The sequence below is a fragment of the Streptomyces sp. NPDC051064 genome (assembly GCF_044455985.1).
Classification (GTDB): Bacteria; Actinomycetota; Actinomycetes; order Streptomycetales; family Streptomycetaceae; genus Streptomyces.
Genome location: NZ_JBITFK010000001.1, coordinates 1,267,854 through 1,285,788, shown reverse-complemented (window position 1 = coordinate 1,285,788; position 17,935 = coordinate 1,267,854). Strand labels below are relative to the sequence as shown.

The 17,935-nt window shown below is 71.2% G+C and carries 16 protein-coding genes and 1 tRNA gene; 7 read left to right on the top strand and 10 right to left on the bottom strand.

Annotation, left to right across the window (positions count from 1 at the left end; genetic code table 11):
* The first annotated feature begins 123 nt into the window (after positions 1-123).
* The 3 genes from ACIBCU_RS05935 (at position 124) to ACIBCU_RS05925 (ending at position 3,984) form a co-directional block, all read left to right on the top strand.
* Entirely contained in the window at positions 124-1,413 is a 1,290-nt protein-coding gene (locus ACIBCU_RS05935) for a peptidoglycan-binding protein (protein WP_399229535.1), read from the top strand.
* Between the two features lie 37 nt (positions 1,414-1,450).
* The gene (locus ACIBCU_RS05930) at positions 1,451-3,226 is read left to right on the top strand and encodes an SPFH domain-containing protein (protein WP_399229533.1); all 1,776 of its coding nucleotides are present in this window, start codon (positions 1,451-1,453) and stop codon (positions 3,224-3,226) included.
* Between the two features lie 167 nt (positions 3,227-3,393).
* Complete coding sequence (locus ACIBCU_RS05925) at positions 3,394-3,984, top strand: lytic polysaccharide monooxygenase (RefSeq protein ID WP_362926853.1); 591 nt, start codon at positions 3,394-3,396, stop codon at positions 3,982-3,984.
* A gap of 64 nt (positions 3,985-4,048) precedes the next feature.
* On the opposite strand, the gene ACIBCU_RS05920 is transcribed toward ACIBCU_RS05925, so the two are convergent.
* From ACIBCU_RS05920 to ACIBCU_RS05890, 7 genes are all read right to left on the bottom strand, one after another.
* Positions 4,049-4,122, bottom strand: a tRNA-Lys gene (locus ACIBCU_RS05920).
* Positions 4,123-4,318: 196 nt separating this feature from the next.
* On the bottom strand, positions 4,319-5,077 hold the full coding sequence (locus ACIBCU_RS05915; RefSeq protein ID WP_362926851.1) for an IclR family transcriptional regulator C-terminal domain-containing protein: 759 nt from the start codon (positions 5,075-5,077) through the stop codon (positions 4,319-4,321).
* A 176-nt stretch (positions 5,078-5,253) separates the two neighbouring features.
* A complete protein-coding gene (gene ehuA, locus ACIBCU_RS05910; protein WP_399229530.1) occupies positions 5,254-6,087 on the bottom strand; it encodes an ectoine/hydroxyectoine ABC transporter ATP-binding protein EhuA in 834 nt (277 codons plus the stop codon).
* Positions 6,077-6,721, bottom strand: a complete 645-nt coding sequence (ehuD, locus tag ACIBCU_RS05905; protein ID WP_399229528.1) for an ectoine/hydroxyectoine ABC transporter permease subunit EhuD — start codon at positions 6,719-6,721, stop codon at positions 6,077-6,079. Before ehuD ends, ehuA begins: the two co-directional genes overlap by 11 nt.
* A complete protein-coding gene (gene ehuC, locus ACIBCU_RS05900) occupies positions 6,718-7,452 on the bottom strand; it encodes an ectoine/hydroxyectoine ABC transporter permease subunit EhuC (RefSeq protein WP_362926846.1) in 735 nt (244 codons plus the stop codon). The genes ehuD and ehuC overlap by 4 nt, the downstream gene beginning before the upstream one ends.
* 19 nt (positions 7,453-7,471) lie before the next feature.
* Positions 7,472-8,374 (bottom strand): ectoine/hydroxyectoine ABC transporter substrate-binding protein EhuB, encoded by a 903-nt coding sequence (gene ehuB / locus ACIBCU_RS05895; protein ID WP_399229526.1) that lies wholly within the window; start codon positions 8,372-8,374, stop codon positions 7,472-7,474.
* Positions 8,375-8,591: 217 nt separating this feature from the next.
* A complete protein-coding gene (locus ACIBCU_RS05890; RefSeq protein ID WP_399229744.1) occupies positions 8,592-9,551 on the bottom strand; it encodes a D-2-hydroxyacid dehydrogenase in 960 nt (319 codons plus the stop codon).
* Between the two features lie 184 nt (positions 9,552-9,735).
* On the opposite strand from ACIBCU_RS05890, the gene ACIBCU_RS05885 reads away from it, so the two are divergent.
* Together ACIBCU_RS05885 and ACIBCU_RS05880 are read left to right on the top strand one after the other, a co-directional pair.
* Complete coding sequence (locus ACIBCU_RS05885; RefSeq protein WP_362926842.1) at positions 9,736-10,500, top strand: decarboxylase; 765 nt, start codon at positions 9,736-9,738, stop codon at positions 10,498-10,500.
* Between the two features lie 99 nt (positions 10,501-10,599).
* Positions 10,600-11,715: an LLM class flavin-dependent oxidoreductase gene (locus ACIBCU_RS05880; protein ID WP_362926841.1), complete on the top strand. Its 1,116-nt coding sequence runs from the start codon at positions 10,600-10,602 to the stop codon at positions 11,713-11,715.
* Positions 11,716-11,765: 50 nt separating this feature from the next.
* Here ACIBCU_RS05880 and ACIBCU_RS05875 read toward each other — a convergent pair whose 3' ends face one another.
* A complete protein-coding gene (locus tag ACIBCU_RS05875) occupies positions 11,766-12,671 on the bottom strand; it encodes a carbohydrate kinase (protein ID WP_399229523.1) in 906 nt (301 codons plus the stop codon).
* A gap of 57 nt (positions 12,672-12,728) precedes the next feature.
* On the bottom strand, positions 12,729-14,045 hold the full coding sequence (locus ACIBCU_RS05870) for an oligosaccharide MFS transporter (RefSeq protein WP_362926837.1): 1,317 nt from the start codon (positions 14,043-14,045) through the stop codon (positions 12,729-12,731).
* Between the two features lie 164 nt (positions 14,046-14,209).
* On the opposite strand from ACIBCU_RS05870, the gene ACIBCU_RS05865 reads away from it, so the two are divergent.
* A complete protein-coding gene (locus ACIBCU_RS05865; protein WP_399229521.1) occupies positions 14,210-15,589 on the top strand; it encodes a glycoside hydrolase family 32 protein in 1,380 nt (459 codons plus the stop codon).
* Here the strand turns inward: ACIBCU_RS05865 and ACIBCU_RS05860 are convergent.
* On the bottom strand, positions 15,552-16,583 hold the full coding sequence (locus ACIBCU_RS05860) for a LacI family DNA-binding transcriptional regulator (protein ID WP_399229518.1): 1,032 nt from the start codon (positions 16,581-16,583) through the stop codon (positions 15,552-15,554). The two genes, ACIBCU_RS05865 and ACIBCU_RS05860, sit on opposite strands and share 38 nt — an antisense overlap.
* Positions 16,584-16,716: 133 nt before the next feature.
* Between ACIBCU_RS05860 and ACIBCU_RS05855 the strand changes: the two genes are divergently transcribed.
* Positions 16,717-17,781, top strand: coding sequence for a LacI family DNA-binding transcriptional regulator (locus ACIBCU_RS05855; RefSeq protein ID WP_399229516.1), 1,065 nt, complete (start codon positions 16,717-16,719; stop codon positions 17,779-17,781).
* Positions 17,782-17,935 lie beyond the last annotated feature (154 nt).

Below are 17,935 nucleotides of genomic sequence, written 5' to 3'. Positions count from 1 at the left end.
CAATTCCTCTCCGGTACGGCCTGTCGGACGGTCGTTTTGTCTCTTTAATCCGTCACCATGAGATATGTCGGGAAAGTTGAGATACGGAAGATCTGGACGAATGCCGAGGGGAAGAGGAGTCGCATGACTGTGCCGGTCTTCGAGGAGTACGAACCCGCCGCCGACTGTGGCTGTCCGGGCTGCGCGCGACGTCGCCGTACGGCCTCCGCACTGCCCGTACGCCACGGCGGCCACCCGGCCGCGCACGGCGCGCGGCGGGCGCTGGTGCTGGTCACCGCGGCGGGGGTGGTCCTGGCCTGCGGTGCAGGTCAGGCCGCCGCCACCGCTGCCGGACGGGACGCCCGCGGCGGCACGGTGACCGACCCCCAGCCGGTCACCCCTCAGGGCCCGGTGGGGCCCCTGGGCAACGGGGGGTCCTCCGGGCCGCCCTCCGCCCCGGACACGGCGTCGCGCACGACGACGCGGACCGAGATCATCAACCGCGCCAAGAAATGGGTGACGGCGAAGGTCCCCTACGACATGGCGGCGTACTGGTCGGACGGCTACCGGCAGGACTGCTCCGGCTTCGTGTCGATGGCGTGGGACCTCGGCAGCAACGAGTGGACCGGCAGCCTCGCCACCTTCGGGACGAAGATCGCCAGGGCCGACCTGGAGCCCGGCGACATCCTCCTCTTCCACAACCTGGCCGACCCCGCGGTGGGGTCGCACGTCACGGTCTTCGGCGGCTGGACCGACCACACGCACAGTCACTACCTCGCGTACGAGCAGACCCGCCCGAACGCGCGGAAGGCGACGACGCCGATGGCGTACTGGAGCAACTCCTCGAAGTACGTGGCCTACCGCTACAAGGGCATCGTCAGCGGCGCGAGCGGCAGCGGCTCGGCCACCACCGCGTTCCCCGGCGCTGGGAAGTTCGGTCCCGGTGCCGACAACGCGCATGTGACCCGGCTCGGACAGCTGCTCATCGCGCAGGGCGGCAAGCGCTTCTACAAGGAGGGCGCGGGGCCGCGCTGGAGCGACGCGGACAAGCGCGCGACCCAGGCGTTCCAGCTGGCGCAGGGGTGGAAGGGCAAGGAAGCGGACGGCATCCCCGGCCCTGGCACCTGGAGTCTGCTCCTCAAGGGCACCGGCCACAGGATCCCCGCCGCCGGGTCCGGCGGGACCACGGGCGGAGCCGTGGCGTACCCCGGGAAGAGCTTCTTCCGGCCGGGGCAGTCCAACAGCCACGTCGAACAGCTCGGCGACCGGCTGGTGAAGAAGGGATACGGCACCCATTACGTGACCGGCCCCGGCCCGCGCTGGACGGAGGCGGACCGCCGCAACGTCCAGGCGTTCCAGCGCGCCCAGGGCTGGAGCGGGAGCGCGGCCGACGGATATCCGGGGCCGGAGACATGGCGACGGCTCTTCGCGTGACGGGTGAAGCGACGGAACGGACATGACGGAGGCGGGAATGCGGTCAACGGAGAACGTACGGGGCGAGTGGGACGAGCTGGGCGAGCGGGACACGCGGGTGATCGTCCCCGGTCCCGGCGTGGGGGACGCGCAGGGAGAGGCGCCCGTCGAGGTGCTGCCGCCGGTGGTTCCGGAGCCGTCGGCGGAGCCGGCCGGGGGCGGGGCGGACGCGGCCACGGCTCCCGCGGTGGACGTGCCGGCGGCGGTGGAGGACGACATCCCGGCGGATCTGGGGCCGGCCCTGGACGCCGTCGCCGTGGTGGGGCGGGCGGTACCGGCGGACGGCGTGGGTGTTCCGGTGGACCTGGACCTGGGGCCGGGGCTGGGCATGGAGCCGGTGCCGCAGCCGGCGTTCGGCCCGAGGGGCCCGGACCTCGACCTGGACCTGGAGCCGTGGCTCGGCTCCGAGCCGGTGCGTGGCACCGAGCCCTTGGAGGCGGAGCCGGAGACGCGTCTTCTGCCGTCCGTTCCGGAAGCGGTCGTCGGGGCGGACACCGGGGCGGCGCCCGCCCCGGCGGACCAGGACACCGGCCAGGTGCCCGCTCCGGCCGCCCAGGAGGAATGGCCGTTGGATCTCCGGAAGCCCGAGCCCGGCCGGTTCCGGCCGGCCGAAGGAGAGGAGCGTGCCCCGGTCACGCTCACCGTCGGTGCCGCGGACCCGGTCGCCTGGTGGGGGGCCGGGCGCCGGCAGCCCGTCATCACCACCGAGACCACCGCGCCCATCCCCGTACACCTGCTCTTCCGCGACGACGACCAGGGCGACAGCCCCGCCGGTGCGGGGGCCGGCACCGCCCCGCGGTCCGATGAGCGCCGTGCGCCCCTGCCGCAGTCCCGCCGGACGCAGGCGCCCACCCGGCCGGCGCCCCTCGCCGACCCCCGGCTCACCGAGCGGCCCGGGCCCGTACTGCCGGGCTGGGCCGCGCTGTTCACCGCGACGGCCGGGGTGGCGGCCGGACTCGCCACGCTGTGGTGGCACGGCGCGCTGCCCACCGACGTGACCGGCCGGCTCGGACTCGGGGCACGGCCGTACGACCGCATCGGCACCGGGACCTGGGCGCTGCTCGCCCTCGTGATGGCGGTGGCGCTGTTCGTGCTCTGCGGCCTCGGACGGGGCCGGTCCGGACACGCCTCGGTGCTGACGCTCTTCGGTGACTACCGGGGCAGCGTCCGGCGCGCCGGCCTCCTCTGGATCTCCCCGATCCTGCGGCGCCGCCGCATCGACGTACGCCTGCGGCACTGGCGCAGCGAGCCGCTGTCCGCCGTGGACGCGAGCGGTACCGCGCTGCGGGCCGTGGTCCTCGTCGTATGGCGGGTGAGGGACACCGCGCGGGCCACGCTCGGAGTGGCGGACCACGAGCGGTACCTGCGCGACCAGGTGGAGGCGGCGCTGGCCCGGGTCCTCTCGCAGCTGCCTGCCGACGCCTTCCACGAGGACACCCGCACCCTGCGCGACGCGGAGGCGGTGGGTGACGCGCTGACCCGCTTGGTGAAGGCGGACTGCGTGCCCGTGGGCATCGAGGTCTACTCCGCGCAGCCCACCGGGATCGAGTACGCCCCCGAGGTCGCGGCCGCGATGCAGCGGCGCCGGGTGGCGGCCATCGACGCGAAGCACCGGGACGAGGTGCTGACCTCCGTCGTCGCTGCGGTGGACGACACGGTCGGCCGGCTGACCGCACGCGGCATCGTCGAGCTCGACGCCTACGAACACAAGGCCCTGGTCAGGGATCTGACGGTGGCGTTCTACACCGGCCGCAGCGGCGGGGAAGGGGCCTGAGCGCCTCCGCTTGCACCGGAGGGTGCGCTGAAACCCGATCCACATTGGTCTGGACATGTTCATGCCGCGTCAATAATCTGGACTTGGTCTAGACCGCACAGCGAGGCGCGCAGCACAGTTCGGATCATCCCCAGAACATCCCCCACGTTCTCGAGGAGCGACACAGCATGCGGAAAAGGGCAAGCGCGGCCGTCATCGGCCTGGCGATAGCGGGCGTCTCCATGTTCGCGACCAGCAGCGCCAGCAGCCACGGCTACACGGATTCCCCCATCAGCCGGCAGAAGCTCTGTGCCAACGGCACCGTCACCGGCTGCGGCAACATCCAGTGGGAACCGCAGAGCGTCGAGGGCCCCAAGGGCTTCCCGGCGGCAGGACCGGCGGACGGCAAGATCTGCGCCGGCGGGAACAGCGGTTTCGCTCAGCTCGACGACCCGCGCGGCGGCAACTGGCCCGCCACCCAGGTCACCGCGGGGCAGGGCTACAGCTTCCGCTGGCAGTTCACCGCCCGGCACTCCACCAGCGACTTCCGCTACTACATCACCAAGAACGGCTGGGACTCCACCAAGCCGCTGACCAGGGCGGCCCTGGAATCGCAGCCCTTCATGACGGTGCCGTACGGCAACCAGCAGCCGCCGGCGACGCTGACGCACCAGGGCACGATGCCCACCCAGAAGTCCGGGAAGCACATCATCCTGGCCGTCTGGAACGTCGCCGACACCAGCAACGCGTTCTACGCGTGCTCCGACGTGAAGTTCTGATCCAGCGCTGCACGAAGCACAGTGGGCGGTCTCCCCGGAAGGAGACCGCCCACTGTGGTGTCTGTGCGCCGTCAGGGACTCGAACCCCGGACCCGCTGATTAAGAGTCAGCTGCTCTAACCAACTGAGCTAACGGCGCCTGCTGACTCGAAAATAATACCTGGTCCTCAGGGGTGCTGATGACACACGCCCGCCGCACCCCGACGTCAGCCGTCGGATCGTGCGGATCCGCCCCTGACCTGCGGGCCCGCGTCCGTGCATGTATACCGGGCCAGGCCTGGGCGCCACCGTCCGGGCGTGGCGTATCCCACAGGGAGCGGCCTGCGGAACGCGGCTCACAGAGCCAGCGACAGCAGGACCGGCGCCGCGCGCCGGTTCATCGTCGCGGCCGCGGCCCGCAGCCGGTGCGCGTGCTCGATCGGCAGGGAGAGCGCCAGGCAGCCGGCCGACGAGCCCGCCGTCAGCGGAACGGCCGCGCACACCGTGCCCACGGCGTACTCCTGGAGGTCGAGCACCGGGACCGTCGCCGGCTGGCTGTCCAGCTTGGAGAAGAGCACCTTCTCGTTCGTGATCGTCCGCGACGTCAGCCGCGCGATCCGGTGCCGGGCCAGATGGTCGCGCCGGCCGTTCTGGTCGAGCTGCGTCAGCAGGCACTTGCCGATCGCGCTGGCGTGCGCCGCCGAGCGGAAGTCGACCCACTCGTTGACGGCCGGCGTGCGGGGCCCGTCGGCCATCTGTGTGACGCGGATCTCCCCGTCGACGTAGCGGCTGACATAGACGGCCGCACCGACCGAGTCGCGCAGCTGTACGAGGGTTTGCTGGAGCTTCGCCTCCAGGGCCCGCCTGCGGGCGGCGCCGGAGCCGAGCTCCAGGAGCGAGGACCCGATGACGTACGCGCCGTCGGCGACCTGTTCCACGTATCCCTCGCGGCGCAGCGTCAGCAGGAGCGGCGTGAGATGGCCCGTCGGCAGCCCCGTCTCGCGGGAGAGCCGTGCCTCGGTCACCCCGCTGCCGTGGGTGGACACGGACTCCAGCACCCGAAGGGCGTACTGCACCGAATGGAACGGTGCCTTCGGCTCGGGCTTCAACGCCACGGTTCCCCCTCCAGGGCATCTGCCAGGTTGTGACCGCAAGCTCACGACCCACGATAGTCGTCAACAGGCCGTTGGGGAGGGGCTGTCGAGGAGTTGATGGTGCGCCCCGGCCGTGTCGGCCGGGGCGCACCCGCATGGCATATGCCAAGGTCACGATCGACATTCCGAAGGCAAGGTCACAGCACCGCGTTGAGAAATTCGCGCGTGCGTTCGTGCTCGGGGTCGGTGAATATTTTCTCCGGCGTACCGGATTCCACGACCCGTCCCGCGTCGAACATCAGGACCTTTTCGGACACGTCCCGGGCGAAGTTCATCTCGTGGGTCACACAGAGCATCGTGATGTTGGTGTTCCTCGCGATGTCGCTGAGGAGGTCCAGCACACCCGCCACCAGCTCCGGGTCCAGCGCCGACGTCACCTCGTCGAGCAGCAGGATCTCCGGCCGCATCGCCAGCGCACGGGCGATGGCCACGCGCTGCTGCTGGCCGCCGGAGAGCTGGGAGGGGTGGGCGTCGATCTTGCCGGCGAGCCCGACCAGGTCGAGCAGCTCCCGGGCCCGGGTCTCCGCCTCGTCCTTGTCCATGCCGAGGACGTTGACGGGCGCCTCGGTGATGTTCTGGAGCACCTTCATGTTCGGGAAGAGATTGAACTGCTGGAAGACCATCCCGATCTTCTTCCGGGACTCCCGCAGCTGCTTCTCACCGGCGGGCTTCAGCGAGCCGGACGGCGTCCTCACGTGAGAGAGCGGCGAGCCGTCCACCCAGATCACGCCGTCGCTGACCTTCTCCAGCGTCATCAGGAGCCGCAGGATGGTCGTCTTTCCCGAGCCGCTCGGTCCGATCAGCGTGACGTGCTCGCCGCGCCGGACGGTGAAGTCCAGCTCGTCCAGGACCACATGGTCGCCGTACCGCTTGACGACCTTGTCGAAGCGGACCAGCGGCTCGACGCCGGTCAGCCGGGCGTCCGGAGCCGCGTCCGCGGGCTCCTTGAGGGGGGCGGATTCAGTGGCCAAGGCGCTTCTCCAGCTTTCTCATGAGCAGTGAGGTGGGGTAGCTCGCGACCAGGAAGACAAGTCCGGCGAGCGTGAACACCTCGGTGTACACGAAGTGGTCGGCTCCGTACTTCCGGGCTTCGAAGACCATTTCCTGCACCGTGATCACGGCGAGGAAGGGGGTCTCCTTGAACATCGAGATCGCGTAGTTGCCGAGCGCGGGCAGCACGTTGCGCACCGCCTGCGGCAGGATCACGGCCTGCCAGGTCCGCCGCGGCGACATGGAGAGCGCCCGGCAGGCCTCCCACTGTCCCTTGGGCACACCGTCGATCCCGGCCCGGTAGACCTCCGAGGTGTAGGCGGCGTAGTGGATGCCCAGCACGATGATGCCGATGGTCAGCGGCTCCACGGAGCTGAAGACGGCTGCCGCGCCCACCAGCTGGACCAGCAGCGGGGTGGAACGGACGAACTCCGTCAGCGCCTTCACCGGCACGGTCACGACGCGGGACGGTGCCCGCCCGGCCACGGCGACGGCCAGCCCCAGCACCGCCGCCACGAGCGTGCCGAGCACGGTCGCGAGCAGCGTGACCCGGAATCCTTCGAGCAGCAGGGGAAAGGCGTCCCCGACGGCATCCCACCGGAACGACTGGTTCACCGGGCACCTCCCGCTGTGGCGGCGGCTTCCGCCGTGCGTGTCCTGAGCAGGCTGCCCGCACCGGTGTGCAGTCCCAGCCGCCGCTTGGCGGTGCGCTCCAGCATGTTCATCAGAAGCGTCAGCGCGTAGGCGAGGACGAAGTAGACGGCCAGCAGCAGCAGATAGGTGATGAGGCTCTCACCGCTGCGGCTGCGGACGTGTTCGATCGCGGTCATCAGATCGGCCGCGGAGAGCAGCCACAGCAGGGGCGTGCACTTCAGCAGCTGGATCAGCAGGTTGGTGAAGGACGGGATCATCTGCACCCAGGCCTGCGGCATGATCACCTTCCGCATCCGGTGGAAGGGCGTCATGTTCAGCGCCACGGCCGCCTCGTACTGAGCGCGTGGCACGGAGTTGATCGCGCCGCGCACGATCTCGGACCCGTACGCCCCGTAGTTCAGGCCGAAGGCGACGACCCCGCAGACCAGCGGGGTGAGTTCGTACCCCGTGAGGGGCGGCATCGCGTAGTAGAGCCAGAACAGCTGGATGTAGAGCGAGGTGCCGCGGAAGAACTCCACGACGGTCCGGGAGACCCCGCGCACCAGCAGCAGCTTGCTGCCCGCGGCGAGGCCGAGGACGAACGACAGCAGCAGGGCGAGCAGGGAGCCCAGGACCGTCGCCTCGAGCGTCACCCACAGGCCCGACCTGACCTGCGGGAACTCTTCGCCGAGTATGGAGAGGAAGTCACTCATACGGTGGGATCCGTCCTCGTCAGCCCTTGCACAGGTCGGCCGTCTTGAGCGTGGCCGGCGGAATCTCCGTGGCGCCGAAGCCGTACTCCTGGAGGAGCTCCACGTAGCGGGACCTGTCCGAGACGATCTTCTTGAGCTCGCGGTTGAAGGAGTCGCGCAGATCCTCGTTGCCCTTGCGGAACACCGCGCCGCCCGGCGAGTACTGCTTCGCGCCGTCCAGCTCGGGGACGAAGGCCTCGGTGACCTCGGTGTCCGGGTTGGTCTTGGCGAGCCAGCGCAGCGAGATGCCGGTGAGCAGGAAGGCGTCGACCCGGCCGCCCTTGACGGCGTCCGCGCCGTCCTGCGGCTTCTGCAGCGTCTTGATCTTCCCCTCGGCGATTCCCGCGCCCTCGGCGTACGAGGCCTCGACCGCACCGGACATCACGCCGACGGTGACCCCGGCCGCCTTCGCGGACGCCAGGTCGGTGAGCTTCTTCGGGTTGCCCTTCTTCACCATCAGGGCGGTGGGGGAGATGAACTCCGGCTCGGAGAACAGGGCGTTGGCGCAGCGCTCGGGGGTGATGGCCATGCCCGCGCTGACGACGTCGTACTTGCCCGCCTGGAGGCCGGGGATGAGGCCGTCCCACTCCGAGAGGGTGGGCTTCAGTTCGTCCACGCCGAGCGCCTTGAATATCTCCCGGTGCAGCGTGGGGGCCTCGCCCTTGAGCTCCTTGCCCTCCATGTAGCCGTACGGGGCCTCGTTGGCGTACGCGACCCTGACGAAGCCCTGCTTGCGGAGCTTGTCGAGCGCCCCCTCACCGTCCGTGGCGCCGGCGTCGGTCTTGCTGCACGCGGAGAGCAGGCCGGGAACGACGATCAGACCTCCCACGGCCGCCGATCGATTGAGGAAGCCCCGACGGGACAGGTGAGGGAAGTCAGCCATGGTTCGCAATCTCCTGGAGAAATCGGGGTGTCGAACAGTCCGGACAGGGTGAGCACCTTCCCGCTCCCGGACATCTATGCAGCAAGCGCTGCCACGTAATCGAACAGTGGCCGGAGGGTGACCTTCCCGTGTCTCGTCATGGGCGGAGTGCGACGACGGGTGTGCGGGGCGTGTTCCCCGCCGCGTGCGGGTTCATGACCGCCCGTCACCTGGACCGTCAGGCCGGAATGTCAGGAGAAGGTACGTAACCACGCTCCATGTCCACCACGTTGGGGAGCGGCTCACCGGCCACCCAGCCCTCGTACATCGAGACGAACTGCTCGCCCAGCCGGTCCCGCCAGCCGGCCGTGTCGCCGCTCATGTGCGGGGAGACCAGCAGCCCGGGCACGTCCCACAGCGGGCTGGACGGGCCCAGCGGCTCCTCGTGGAACACGTCGAGCGCCGCACCCGCGATCCACTGCTTCCGCAGGGCGTCGGTCAGGTCCTCCTCGACGGTCAGCGGGCCGCGCCCCACGTTGATGAAGTGGGCGGAGGGCTGGAGCAGTCCGAAGAAGCGGGCGTCGAACATCCCGCGCGTCTCGTCCGTCAGCGGGGCCGCGCAGATCACCCAGTCCGCGCCGGCCGCCAGCCGGCCCAGATCTCCGGCGCCGTGGATCGTGCGCCGGGCCGTACGGCCGACGAGCGCCACCTGGACGCCGAGGCCGTGCAGCAGTCGCATGATCTCCCGGCCGACGGGGCCCGCGCCGACGACCACGGCGCGGCTGCCGGAGAGTCCCCTGGTCTCCCGGTGGCTCCAGCGGCGCTGCCGCTGGAGCTCCAGCGTGCGGGGCAGGTCCTTCGCGAAGGCGAGCACCAGTCCCGCGACGTACTCGGCGATGGGCAGCTCGAAGACGCCACGGGCATTGGTGACGACGGTGGGGGAGGCGGCCAGCTCCGGGCAGAGCAGCCGGTCCACCCCGGCGCTCGCCGTGTGCACCCAGCGGGGGCGTGGCCCGTCGCCCGGCCAGGCCTCGCGGACGGCGTCCGAGGTGAAGTCCCAGACGAGCAGCACATCCGCGTCGGTCAGCCGGGCTGCCAGCGTCCGCTCGTCGGCGTACCGGACGGCGGCCCGGCCGGTCAGCCGGCCCAGGCGCGGTGACGGGTCGGTGTCCAGGACGAGGATCACGGGAGCGGTCATCGGAATGACCACGCTCGCACCGGGGAACACGCCCGTCAACAGGGCGTTCGCGTCCGAGGAGAAACCGCTGGTCACCCCCGTTGCGGGCGGCGGTATGGGGTGAAAAGGGGAATACTTGTCGCAGGCGGGGGCAGCGGTGGTGACGAGTGCCGACAGGACATCCGGACGCACGGGAAGGGTGGACATGACGACCGTAGGACTTCTCTACCCGGGCCACGCCGCGGAGGACGACTTCCCGCGGATCGAGGTCATGCTCGACAGCGACATCAGAGTGCCGCTCTTCCACACCGACATCGACGAGGACGTCCGCAGGGCCGACAGCCTACGGGCGGCCGGTTCGGCCGAGCGCCTGGGCGCCGGCGTCGAGGAACTGCGGATGGCCGGCGCCGAGTCGCTGGTCTGGGCCTGCTCGGGCGGCAGTTTCGCCTACGGCTGGGCCGGTGCCCACGAGCAGGCCGCGGGCCTGGCCAGGGCCGCCGGGCTCCCCGCGTCCAGCACGTCCATCGCCTTCGTCCAGGCGGTACGCGAGCTGGGTGCCACCCGGGTCGCGGTCGCCGCGACCTACTCCGAGGATGTCGCCGCGCTCTTCGCGGGCTTCCTGGGGTCCGGGGGCGTCGAGGTGACCTCGACCAGGGGCGGCGGCATCGTCACGGCGTCCGCGGCGGCCGACGCGGACGTGGAGCTCGTGAAGGAGCTGGCCGTGGCCGGCGACCACCCGGACGCCGAGGTGGTCCTGCTTCCCGACAACGCTCTGCACACCGCCGCGTACGTCCCCGAACTGGAGGAACTTCTCGGCAAGCCGGTCCTCACCGCCAACCAGGTGGCGGTCTGGGAAGGGCTCCGGCTGGCCGAACGCCGGATCTGGGCCCCCACGCTCGGCACCCTGTTCGCCACCCGGGAGCCCCCGCTGGGCGCCTCGGAGCCCCGGGGCATCGAGGTCCGGGAGTAGGCGTCCAGGGCCAGGTCCGGGGAGCGGTCGGGAATAAGCGGAGCCATCCTCCTGTTGCACCCTCCGGTACACAGACGTAGCACCGGAGAGGCCGAACACGTGGACGAGAACCGAGGCGACGAGCACCGAGGCGACGGGATTCGCGGCACAGCGGGCGGTACGGCCTCCGTACCGCTCTCCGTGCTCGACCTGGTGACCGTGGGCCAGGGCCGCACGGCGACCCAGGCCCTGCGCACCGGCGTGGACATCGCCAAGCTCGCCGAGAGCCGCGGTTTCCACCGCTACTGGGTCGCCGAGCACCACTCCATGCCCGGGGTGGCCTCCTCGTCCCCCGCCGTGATTCTCGCGCACCTGGCCGCCCACACCGAGCGCATCAGGCTCGGCTCCGGCGGGGTGATGCTGCCCAACCACGCCCCCCTGGTGATCGCCGAGCAGTTCGGCACCCTGGAGGCGATGGCCCCCGGCCGTGTCGACCTCGGCCTCGGCCGCGCCCCCGGGACGGACGGCGCCACAGCCGCGGCCCTGCGCCGCACGGACCGGCTGAACGAGGGTGCCGACGACTTCCCGCAGCAACTCGCCGAGCTGACCCGCTTCCTGGACGACGACTTCCCGGACGGGCACCCCTACGCCCGTATCCACGCCGTCCCCGGGCCCGTGCAGGCCACCTCGCCCGGCGGCGTGCAGTCGCCCGGCCGCCCGCCCGTCTGGCTGCTGGGCTCCTCCGGCTTCAGCGCCCGGCTGGCCGGCGTGCTCGGCCTGCCCTTCGCCTTCGCCCACCACTTCTCGTCCCGGAACACCGTGCCGGCCCTGGACCTGTACCGGGAGTCCTTCACCCCCTCCGCGGTGCTGGACGCCCCCTACGCCCTCATCGGGGTCGCGGCCCTGGCCGCCGACGACGAGCGCGAGGCCAGGCGCCAGGTGCTCACCGGCGCCCTGTCCATGGTCCGGCTGCGCACCGGGCGCCCGGGTCTCGTGCCGAGCCCGGAAGAGGCGGAGGCGTACGACTTCAGCCCCATGGAGCGCGAGTTCGTCGACGGCTGGCTGAAGGACATCGTCCACGGCACGGCGGACGAGGTCCGCAGCGGCCTGGACGACCTGGCCAAGCGCACCGGAGCCGACGAGCTGATGATCACGGCCAACGCACACGGCGGCGAGGCCCGGCTGCGCTCGTACGAACTCATCGCCGACGCCTACGGGCTGCCCCGCCTCGGCTGACCGGAACGGCCCGTACGCCTCCGGGTGTACGGGCCCGCCGGCGCAACGGGTCAGAGCTCGGTGCTGTACGGCGGTTCCGACCCGGCGCGCGAGCAGGTGACGGCCGCGGCCCGGGCGGCGAACGCCAGCACCTGCGCCCAGGTCCCGTCCGGGAGTGCTGCCAGATCCCCGGCGGACAGCAGGTCACGTTCCGCCAGCCCGTGGAGCAGCGCCGCGTTCACCGTGTCACCTGCGCCGATCGTGTCCGCCACCTCCACGTCCACGCCGGGAACGGATATCTCCCGTCCGTCGCGCGTGAACACCGTCAGCCCCCGCTCGCCGCGTGTGAGTACCACGGCCGCGGGACCGGTCGTCGGCCAGGCCCTGACGTCGGAGCCGAGCCACTGCGCGTCCTCCTCGCTCAGCTTCAGCAGCGAGACGTGCGGCAGCCAGCTACGGAAGCGGGCGCGATAGGCGTCCGCGTCGGCGATCAGCCCTGCCCGGATGTTCGGGTCGAGCGCGATGAACACCCCACGTCCGGCCTCCCGGCGCATCAGCTCCTCGTACGCGCTCGCCCCCGGTTCGAGAACCAGGGAACACGTGCCGAAGGAGAGCGCCCGAACGGTGGGCGGGAAGGCTGCCGGCACGGTGAAGAGCCGGTCGGCGCTGCCTCCGGCATGGAACGTGTACGCGGCGGAGCCGTCGGCGCCGAGCGAAGCGACGGCCAGCGTCGTGGGCTCCGGGCCGCGCTGCACATGTGACACGTCGACCCGTTCGTCCCGCAGGCCTCGCAACAGGGCCTCGCCGAAGGCGTCGGTGGAGATCCGCGAGCAGAAGGAGACGTCGGCACCGAGCCGGCCGAGGGCGACGGCCGTGTTGTACGGTCCGCCGCCGCGCACGGGAGCCATCGGCGCCAGCGTGTCGCCCGGGGTCAGCGGCACCAGATCGATCAGGGCCTCACCGGCGACGACGATCACTGTGTTTTCCTCACATGGTTGATGGAACTGTCCGTCCGACGGGTGGAGCGGTGCCGGTCAGATCTTGGCCGGTTCGGGGGAGAGTTCGCCGTCCGGGGACGGCAGCGTCCCGGGAATGCCTTTGGAGTCGGCCCGCAGTGTGAAGACCGAGAGGGCGGTGAAGGCGGCCACGAACCCGGACATGACGAGGTAGGTGTGGGCGTAGCCGATGCTGTCGTAACCGATGCCCGCCAGGGGGGAGATGACCGCGGCCCCGATCTGCGTCGCCAGCTGGAAGCCGACCAGATAGATCGACGACGACAGCCGTGGCTCGAAATGCCGGTTGATGTACTTGAAGATGGCGATCAGCATGATCGGCAGCTCCACGGCGTGCAGCAGCTTCACCGCCGAGATCGCGAGCGAGTCGGTGACGACACCGGACAGGAAGATCCGGGTCGCCATGACACAGCCGGAGAGGAGCAGCGACTTCTTGGGGCCGAGCCGGTTGACCAGGAAGGGTGCGAGCGCCATACCGCCGGCTTCCAGGAAGACCTGGACGGAGTTCAGATCGCTGTACATCCGGTTGCCGGCGGCCGAGGTGGAGAAGAGCGAGGAGAAGTACGAGGGGAACATCGCGTCGTACGTGTTGTACGTCGCGGTCACGGCCACCACGAACAGCAGCAGACCCCAGAACGCCGGGTAGGTGACCAGCGACTTCACGTCGGCGACCGAGACGGACGAGGCGGCGTGATCGACGGCCGCCGCCCGCCGGCCGTCGGTGACCCGGATCGCGACGAGCAGCAGGACGAAGACGGCGGCGGCCCCGGACGCGGCCCAGAAGTTCAGCGCGGGGTCGATGTTGAAGAGGCGGCCGGCGAAGAAGGTCGCGGCGGCCCAGCCGAGTGAACCGAACATCCGGGCGCGGCCGAACTCGAAGCCGTGGAAACGGCTGAGCCGCTCCGTGTAGCTCTCCAGGGTGGCGACGGCCACCGCGAAGGCCATGGCCAGATACGCCGAGCCGACGACCAGGCCGATGACGAAGTGGGACTTCAACAGCGGGCCGTAGACGTAGATGTACATCGGGCCGACCAGCAGCATCAGTCCGCTGATCCAGTACAGAAGATTCTTGCGCAGGCCCAGCCTGTCCTGGACGAAGCCGTACACCGGCATGGTCACCAGACAGCCGACGGCGTTGGCGCTGATGACGAGGGAGCTGCGGCCCGCGCTCAGCCCGATGTCCTGGGTGAGCCAGATGGAGAACAGCGACCAGGACAGCGACCAGGTCACGAAGAACATGAAGAGGGCCGCGCTGATCAGCGTGAAGTTCAGGCGCCGCCTGCTCCTCATCGGGGCCGCCGCCTCGGGGCTCGGAGCCGCTGGACTGTGGGTGGTCATGGGCACTCCCTCGTGCTGGGCGCTGCGGTGTCCCCGCACAGCGCCTGCTCATGATGGCGGAACCAGCCGTTCCGCAGTAGCGCCTAACACGTGCTAGGGCGGCACCACTATCACGTGTTAGGTTCCAAAAGGCAAGAGGTTCGATGACAAGGAAGTGAAGCGATATGGCAGACCGCGACATCCCCCGCCGCCATGTACGGCCTGCTGCGGGGCAGTGGTGCAACGACCCGAACGGCCCGCTGTTCCACGACGGCCGCTACCACCTGTTCTTCCAGCACAACCCGGGCGCCGCGGTGTGGGGGGACATCCACTGGGGGCACGCCTCCAGCCCCGATCTGGTCACCTGGACCGACCACGGCGTCGCCCTGGCACCGACGCCGGGAAGCCCGGACGAGCTGGGCGCGTGGTCCGGTTGCGCGGTGGTCGAGGAGGGGGTGCCGACCGCCGTCTACACCGGCATGGACCGGCGCGACGGGGTCGGCTCCGTCATGATCGCCCGGGCCACGGACGGCACCGTCGGCGAGCTCAAGGCCGACCCCGAACCGGTCGTACCGGGACCGCCGGCGGGCCTCGACCTGCACGCGTTCCGCGACCCGTACCTCTTCACCCACGACGGCCGGCGCTGGGGGATCGTCGGCGCCGGGCATCGCGGGACCGGCCTCGGTGACGTCCTCCTCTACCGGGTCGACTCCCTCACGGAGTGGACCTACGCCGGCTCGCTCGTCGACGCCACCGACCCGGTCGCCGGACGTGTCGCCGCGCCCGCCACCGCGTGGGAGTGCCCGGCGCTCCTCCCGGCCGGTGACGGCCGCTGGATCCTCCTCCTCTCCCTCTGGATCGACGACATCACGTACTCGACCGCCTATCTGATCGGCGAGCTGCGGGAAGCCGGTGAGGGGCTGAGGTTCGTGCCAGGGGCAGGCGGAATGCTCGACCACGGCCGTGACTTCTACGCGCCCACCGCACTCGTCGAGCAGGACCGCACCCTGGTGTGGGGCTGGAGCTGGGAGTCACGCACCGAGCAGGAGTCCGTCGCGGCCGGCTGGGCCGGCTGCCTCACGTACCCGCGCGAGGTCGGCGTGCATCCGGACGGAACGCTGCGCCTCGCCCCGGCACCCGAACTCGCCGCCCTGCGCGGCGCGGAGCTGCCGCCCGGCGCGGAGCTGCCCGCGGCCTACGAGCTCGAACTCGACGTCACCGTGGCGCAGCCCGACAGCGAGGTGACCCTCACCCTCGGTCCCTCGGTCCGCCTGCATGTGAACCCCACGCGCGGCACCCTCGTCCTGGACCGCACGGACGCCCCGGCGACCTCGTCGCACCCCCGCCCGCGCACCGCCCTGGCCACCGCGACAGTGCCCGGCGGCGTCAGCGCCCACCTGCGGGTCCTCGTGGACGGCCCGCTCATCGAGGCGTTCCTGGACGAGCGGGCGGTGATCACGGAGAAGGTGTACCCGGCCCCGGAGGGCACGTACGACGTGCTCGTACGCGGCTCCGCCGCCACGCGCGTCAGTGGCTGGGAGGCCTCCGGACCGAATCCCGTCTGACGACCGGGCACTCCAGCAGGCACGTTCTCGTACGGTCGACGCCCTCCCCGGCGTCGGCCGCGTCGAGGAGGGTCCGCACCGCCACCGCGCCCATCCCGTGGTGCGGCAGGGCGACCGTCGTGAGTGCCGGCACCAGATGGCCGGCCATCTGGTCCTGATCGTCGTAGCCGACCACCGACAGGTCTCCGGGCACGTCGATGCCCAGCCGGGCCGCCGCGAGCAGCGCGCCGGCCGCGACCCTGTCGTTGGCGCACACCAGCCCGGTAGGCCGGTCAGGACCGTCCAGCACTCGCAGAGCGGCGGCGTACCCCTCGTCGATCTGCCAGCCCGCGCCGATCAGCCGGTCCTCGCGGACGGGGATTCCCGCGGCCCGCATCCCGTCGCGGAAGCCGGCGCCCCGGTCGAGGGCGGCGATGTTCTCCTGCTCGCCGCCGAGCATCGCGATCTCCCGGTGACCCGCCTCGATCAGCACGTCCACAGCCGCCCGGCCGCCCGCCCGCTCGTCGGCCACCACCGCCGCGTACGCACCCGCCTCGACCGGGAGGCAGTTGGCGAGCACGGCACGTGCCGGGTCGATGCCCTCCGGCACGGCCGTACGGCGCATCGACATGGCCGCGTACACGATGCCGTCCACGCCCCGGGCCCGGAGCTCGGCCACCGCCTCGGCCTCGGCCGTCGGATCGAGGCGGGACTCCAGGAGCAGCACCTGATGCCCCCGTTCCCGGGCCGCCTCCATGGCGCCGAGCACCATCCGGCCCGCGAACGGGCTGGTCGCGATCTCGTCACTCAGCAGTCCGATGACCGCACTGCGCTGCCTGCGCAGCGAGCGAGCCACCTCGTCGGGCCGGTAACCCAGCTGCTCCGCCGCGCTCCTGATCCTCCGCTGGGTGTCCGCGGACAGATTCCCCGCCGCCCGCCCGCTGAAGACGAAGGACACGGCGGCACGGGAGACCCCGGCCAGCTCGGCCACATCACGGGCGGTCGGGCGGTTCACGTCGCTTCTCCTCCTGAGGGCCTCACACCTGGCAGGGCAAGTATCCCCAAGGGGCGCAGCCCTCCGTGCGGCGACCGCCGGCGCGGATAGGGTGGCACGATTCGAACCGGTAACGGGGGAGGGGCACCGCTCCATGGACAAGCCCGACAGCGGGGGCGCGAGCGCCCGTGATCGGCCCACGTCGAAGGACGTGGCGCGTCTCGCCGGTGTCTCTCACACCGCGGTCTCGTTCGTCTTCAACGGACGCGCCGAGGGCAACCTCTCGGCGGCGACCCAGGACCGGATCCGCAAGGCCGCCGAGCAGCTGGACTACCGTCCCAACGCCGTCGCCCGGGGTCTGCGGCGACGCCGCACCGCCGTGATCGGACTGGTCACCGACCACATCGCGTCCTCCCCCTTCGCCGGGCCCCTGCTGCGCGGTGCCATGGAGACCGCCTGGAACGAGGAACACCTGGTCCTCACCGTCGACTCCACCGGGGACCCGGTCAAGGAGGAGGCGGCCGTCGCGGAGCTCCTCGACCGACGGGTGGACGGCATCATCTACGCCGCCATGTCTCTGCACCGTGCCCACCTCCCGCAGGGCCTGGACCGGACGTTCACTGTGCTCGCCAACTGTCTGCCCGAGGAGGGCTCACGGGCGACGGTCATCCCCGCCGAGAGAGCGGGAGGGCGGGCGGCGGCCCGGCTGCTCATCGACGCGGGGCACCGCAGGATCGCCCTGGTCGGGGGCATGGACGACATCGCGTCGTCCGAGCGGCTGCGGGGACTGCGGGACGCCGCGCGGGGCGCGGGACTGCAGCTCCGCAAGGACTGGATCGTCCGGACCGGGGGAGAGATCTCCGCCGGATACGACGGTGCTCTGCGGGTTCTCGACGGGGCTCCACCCCAGGAGCGGCCCACCGGGATCGTCTGCTACAACGACCGGGTCGCGGCGGGCGTCCTGCACGCGGCCGCCCGGCTCGGCATCGACGTCCCCGGCGAGCTGTCCGTGGTCGGATACGACGACCAGGAGCACATGGCCGCGTTTCTCACCCCGCCGCTCACCACCGTGGCGCTCCCGCACCGGGCGATGGGCGAGACGGCTGCGCGGCTGCTGCTGGACGCCATCGCGGCGGGCAGCCCGCCCGCCGCGGAGGTGCTGCGTCTGGAGTGCCCGGTGGTCGGCCGCGCCTCGGTGGGGCCACCGCCCGGCCCGTGACGGCACGCGCCCCGGCACAGGGGCGACCGGGCGGTGGACCTCAGGCGTCGTACGGGTTGTTCGAGGTACCTGTTCATGGCTCCCGGCTGCCGCACCCCTTGACCTTTAACGAGTTAGGTCTACAGTCCTGATGCAGCGTGAGAGCCGCAGTGAG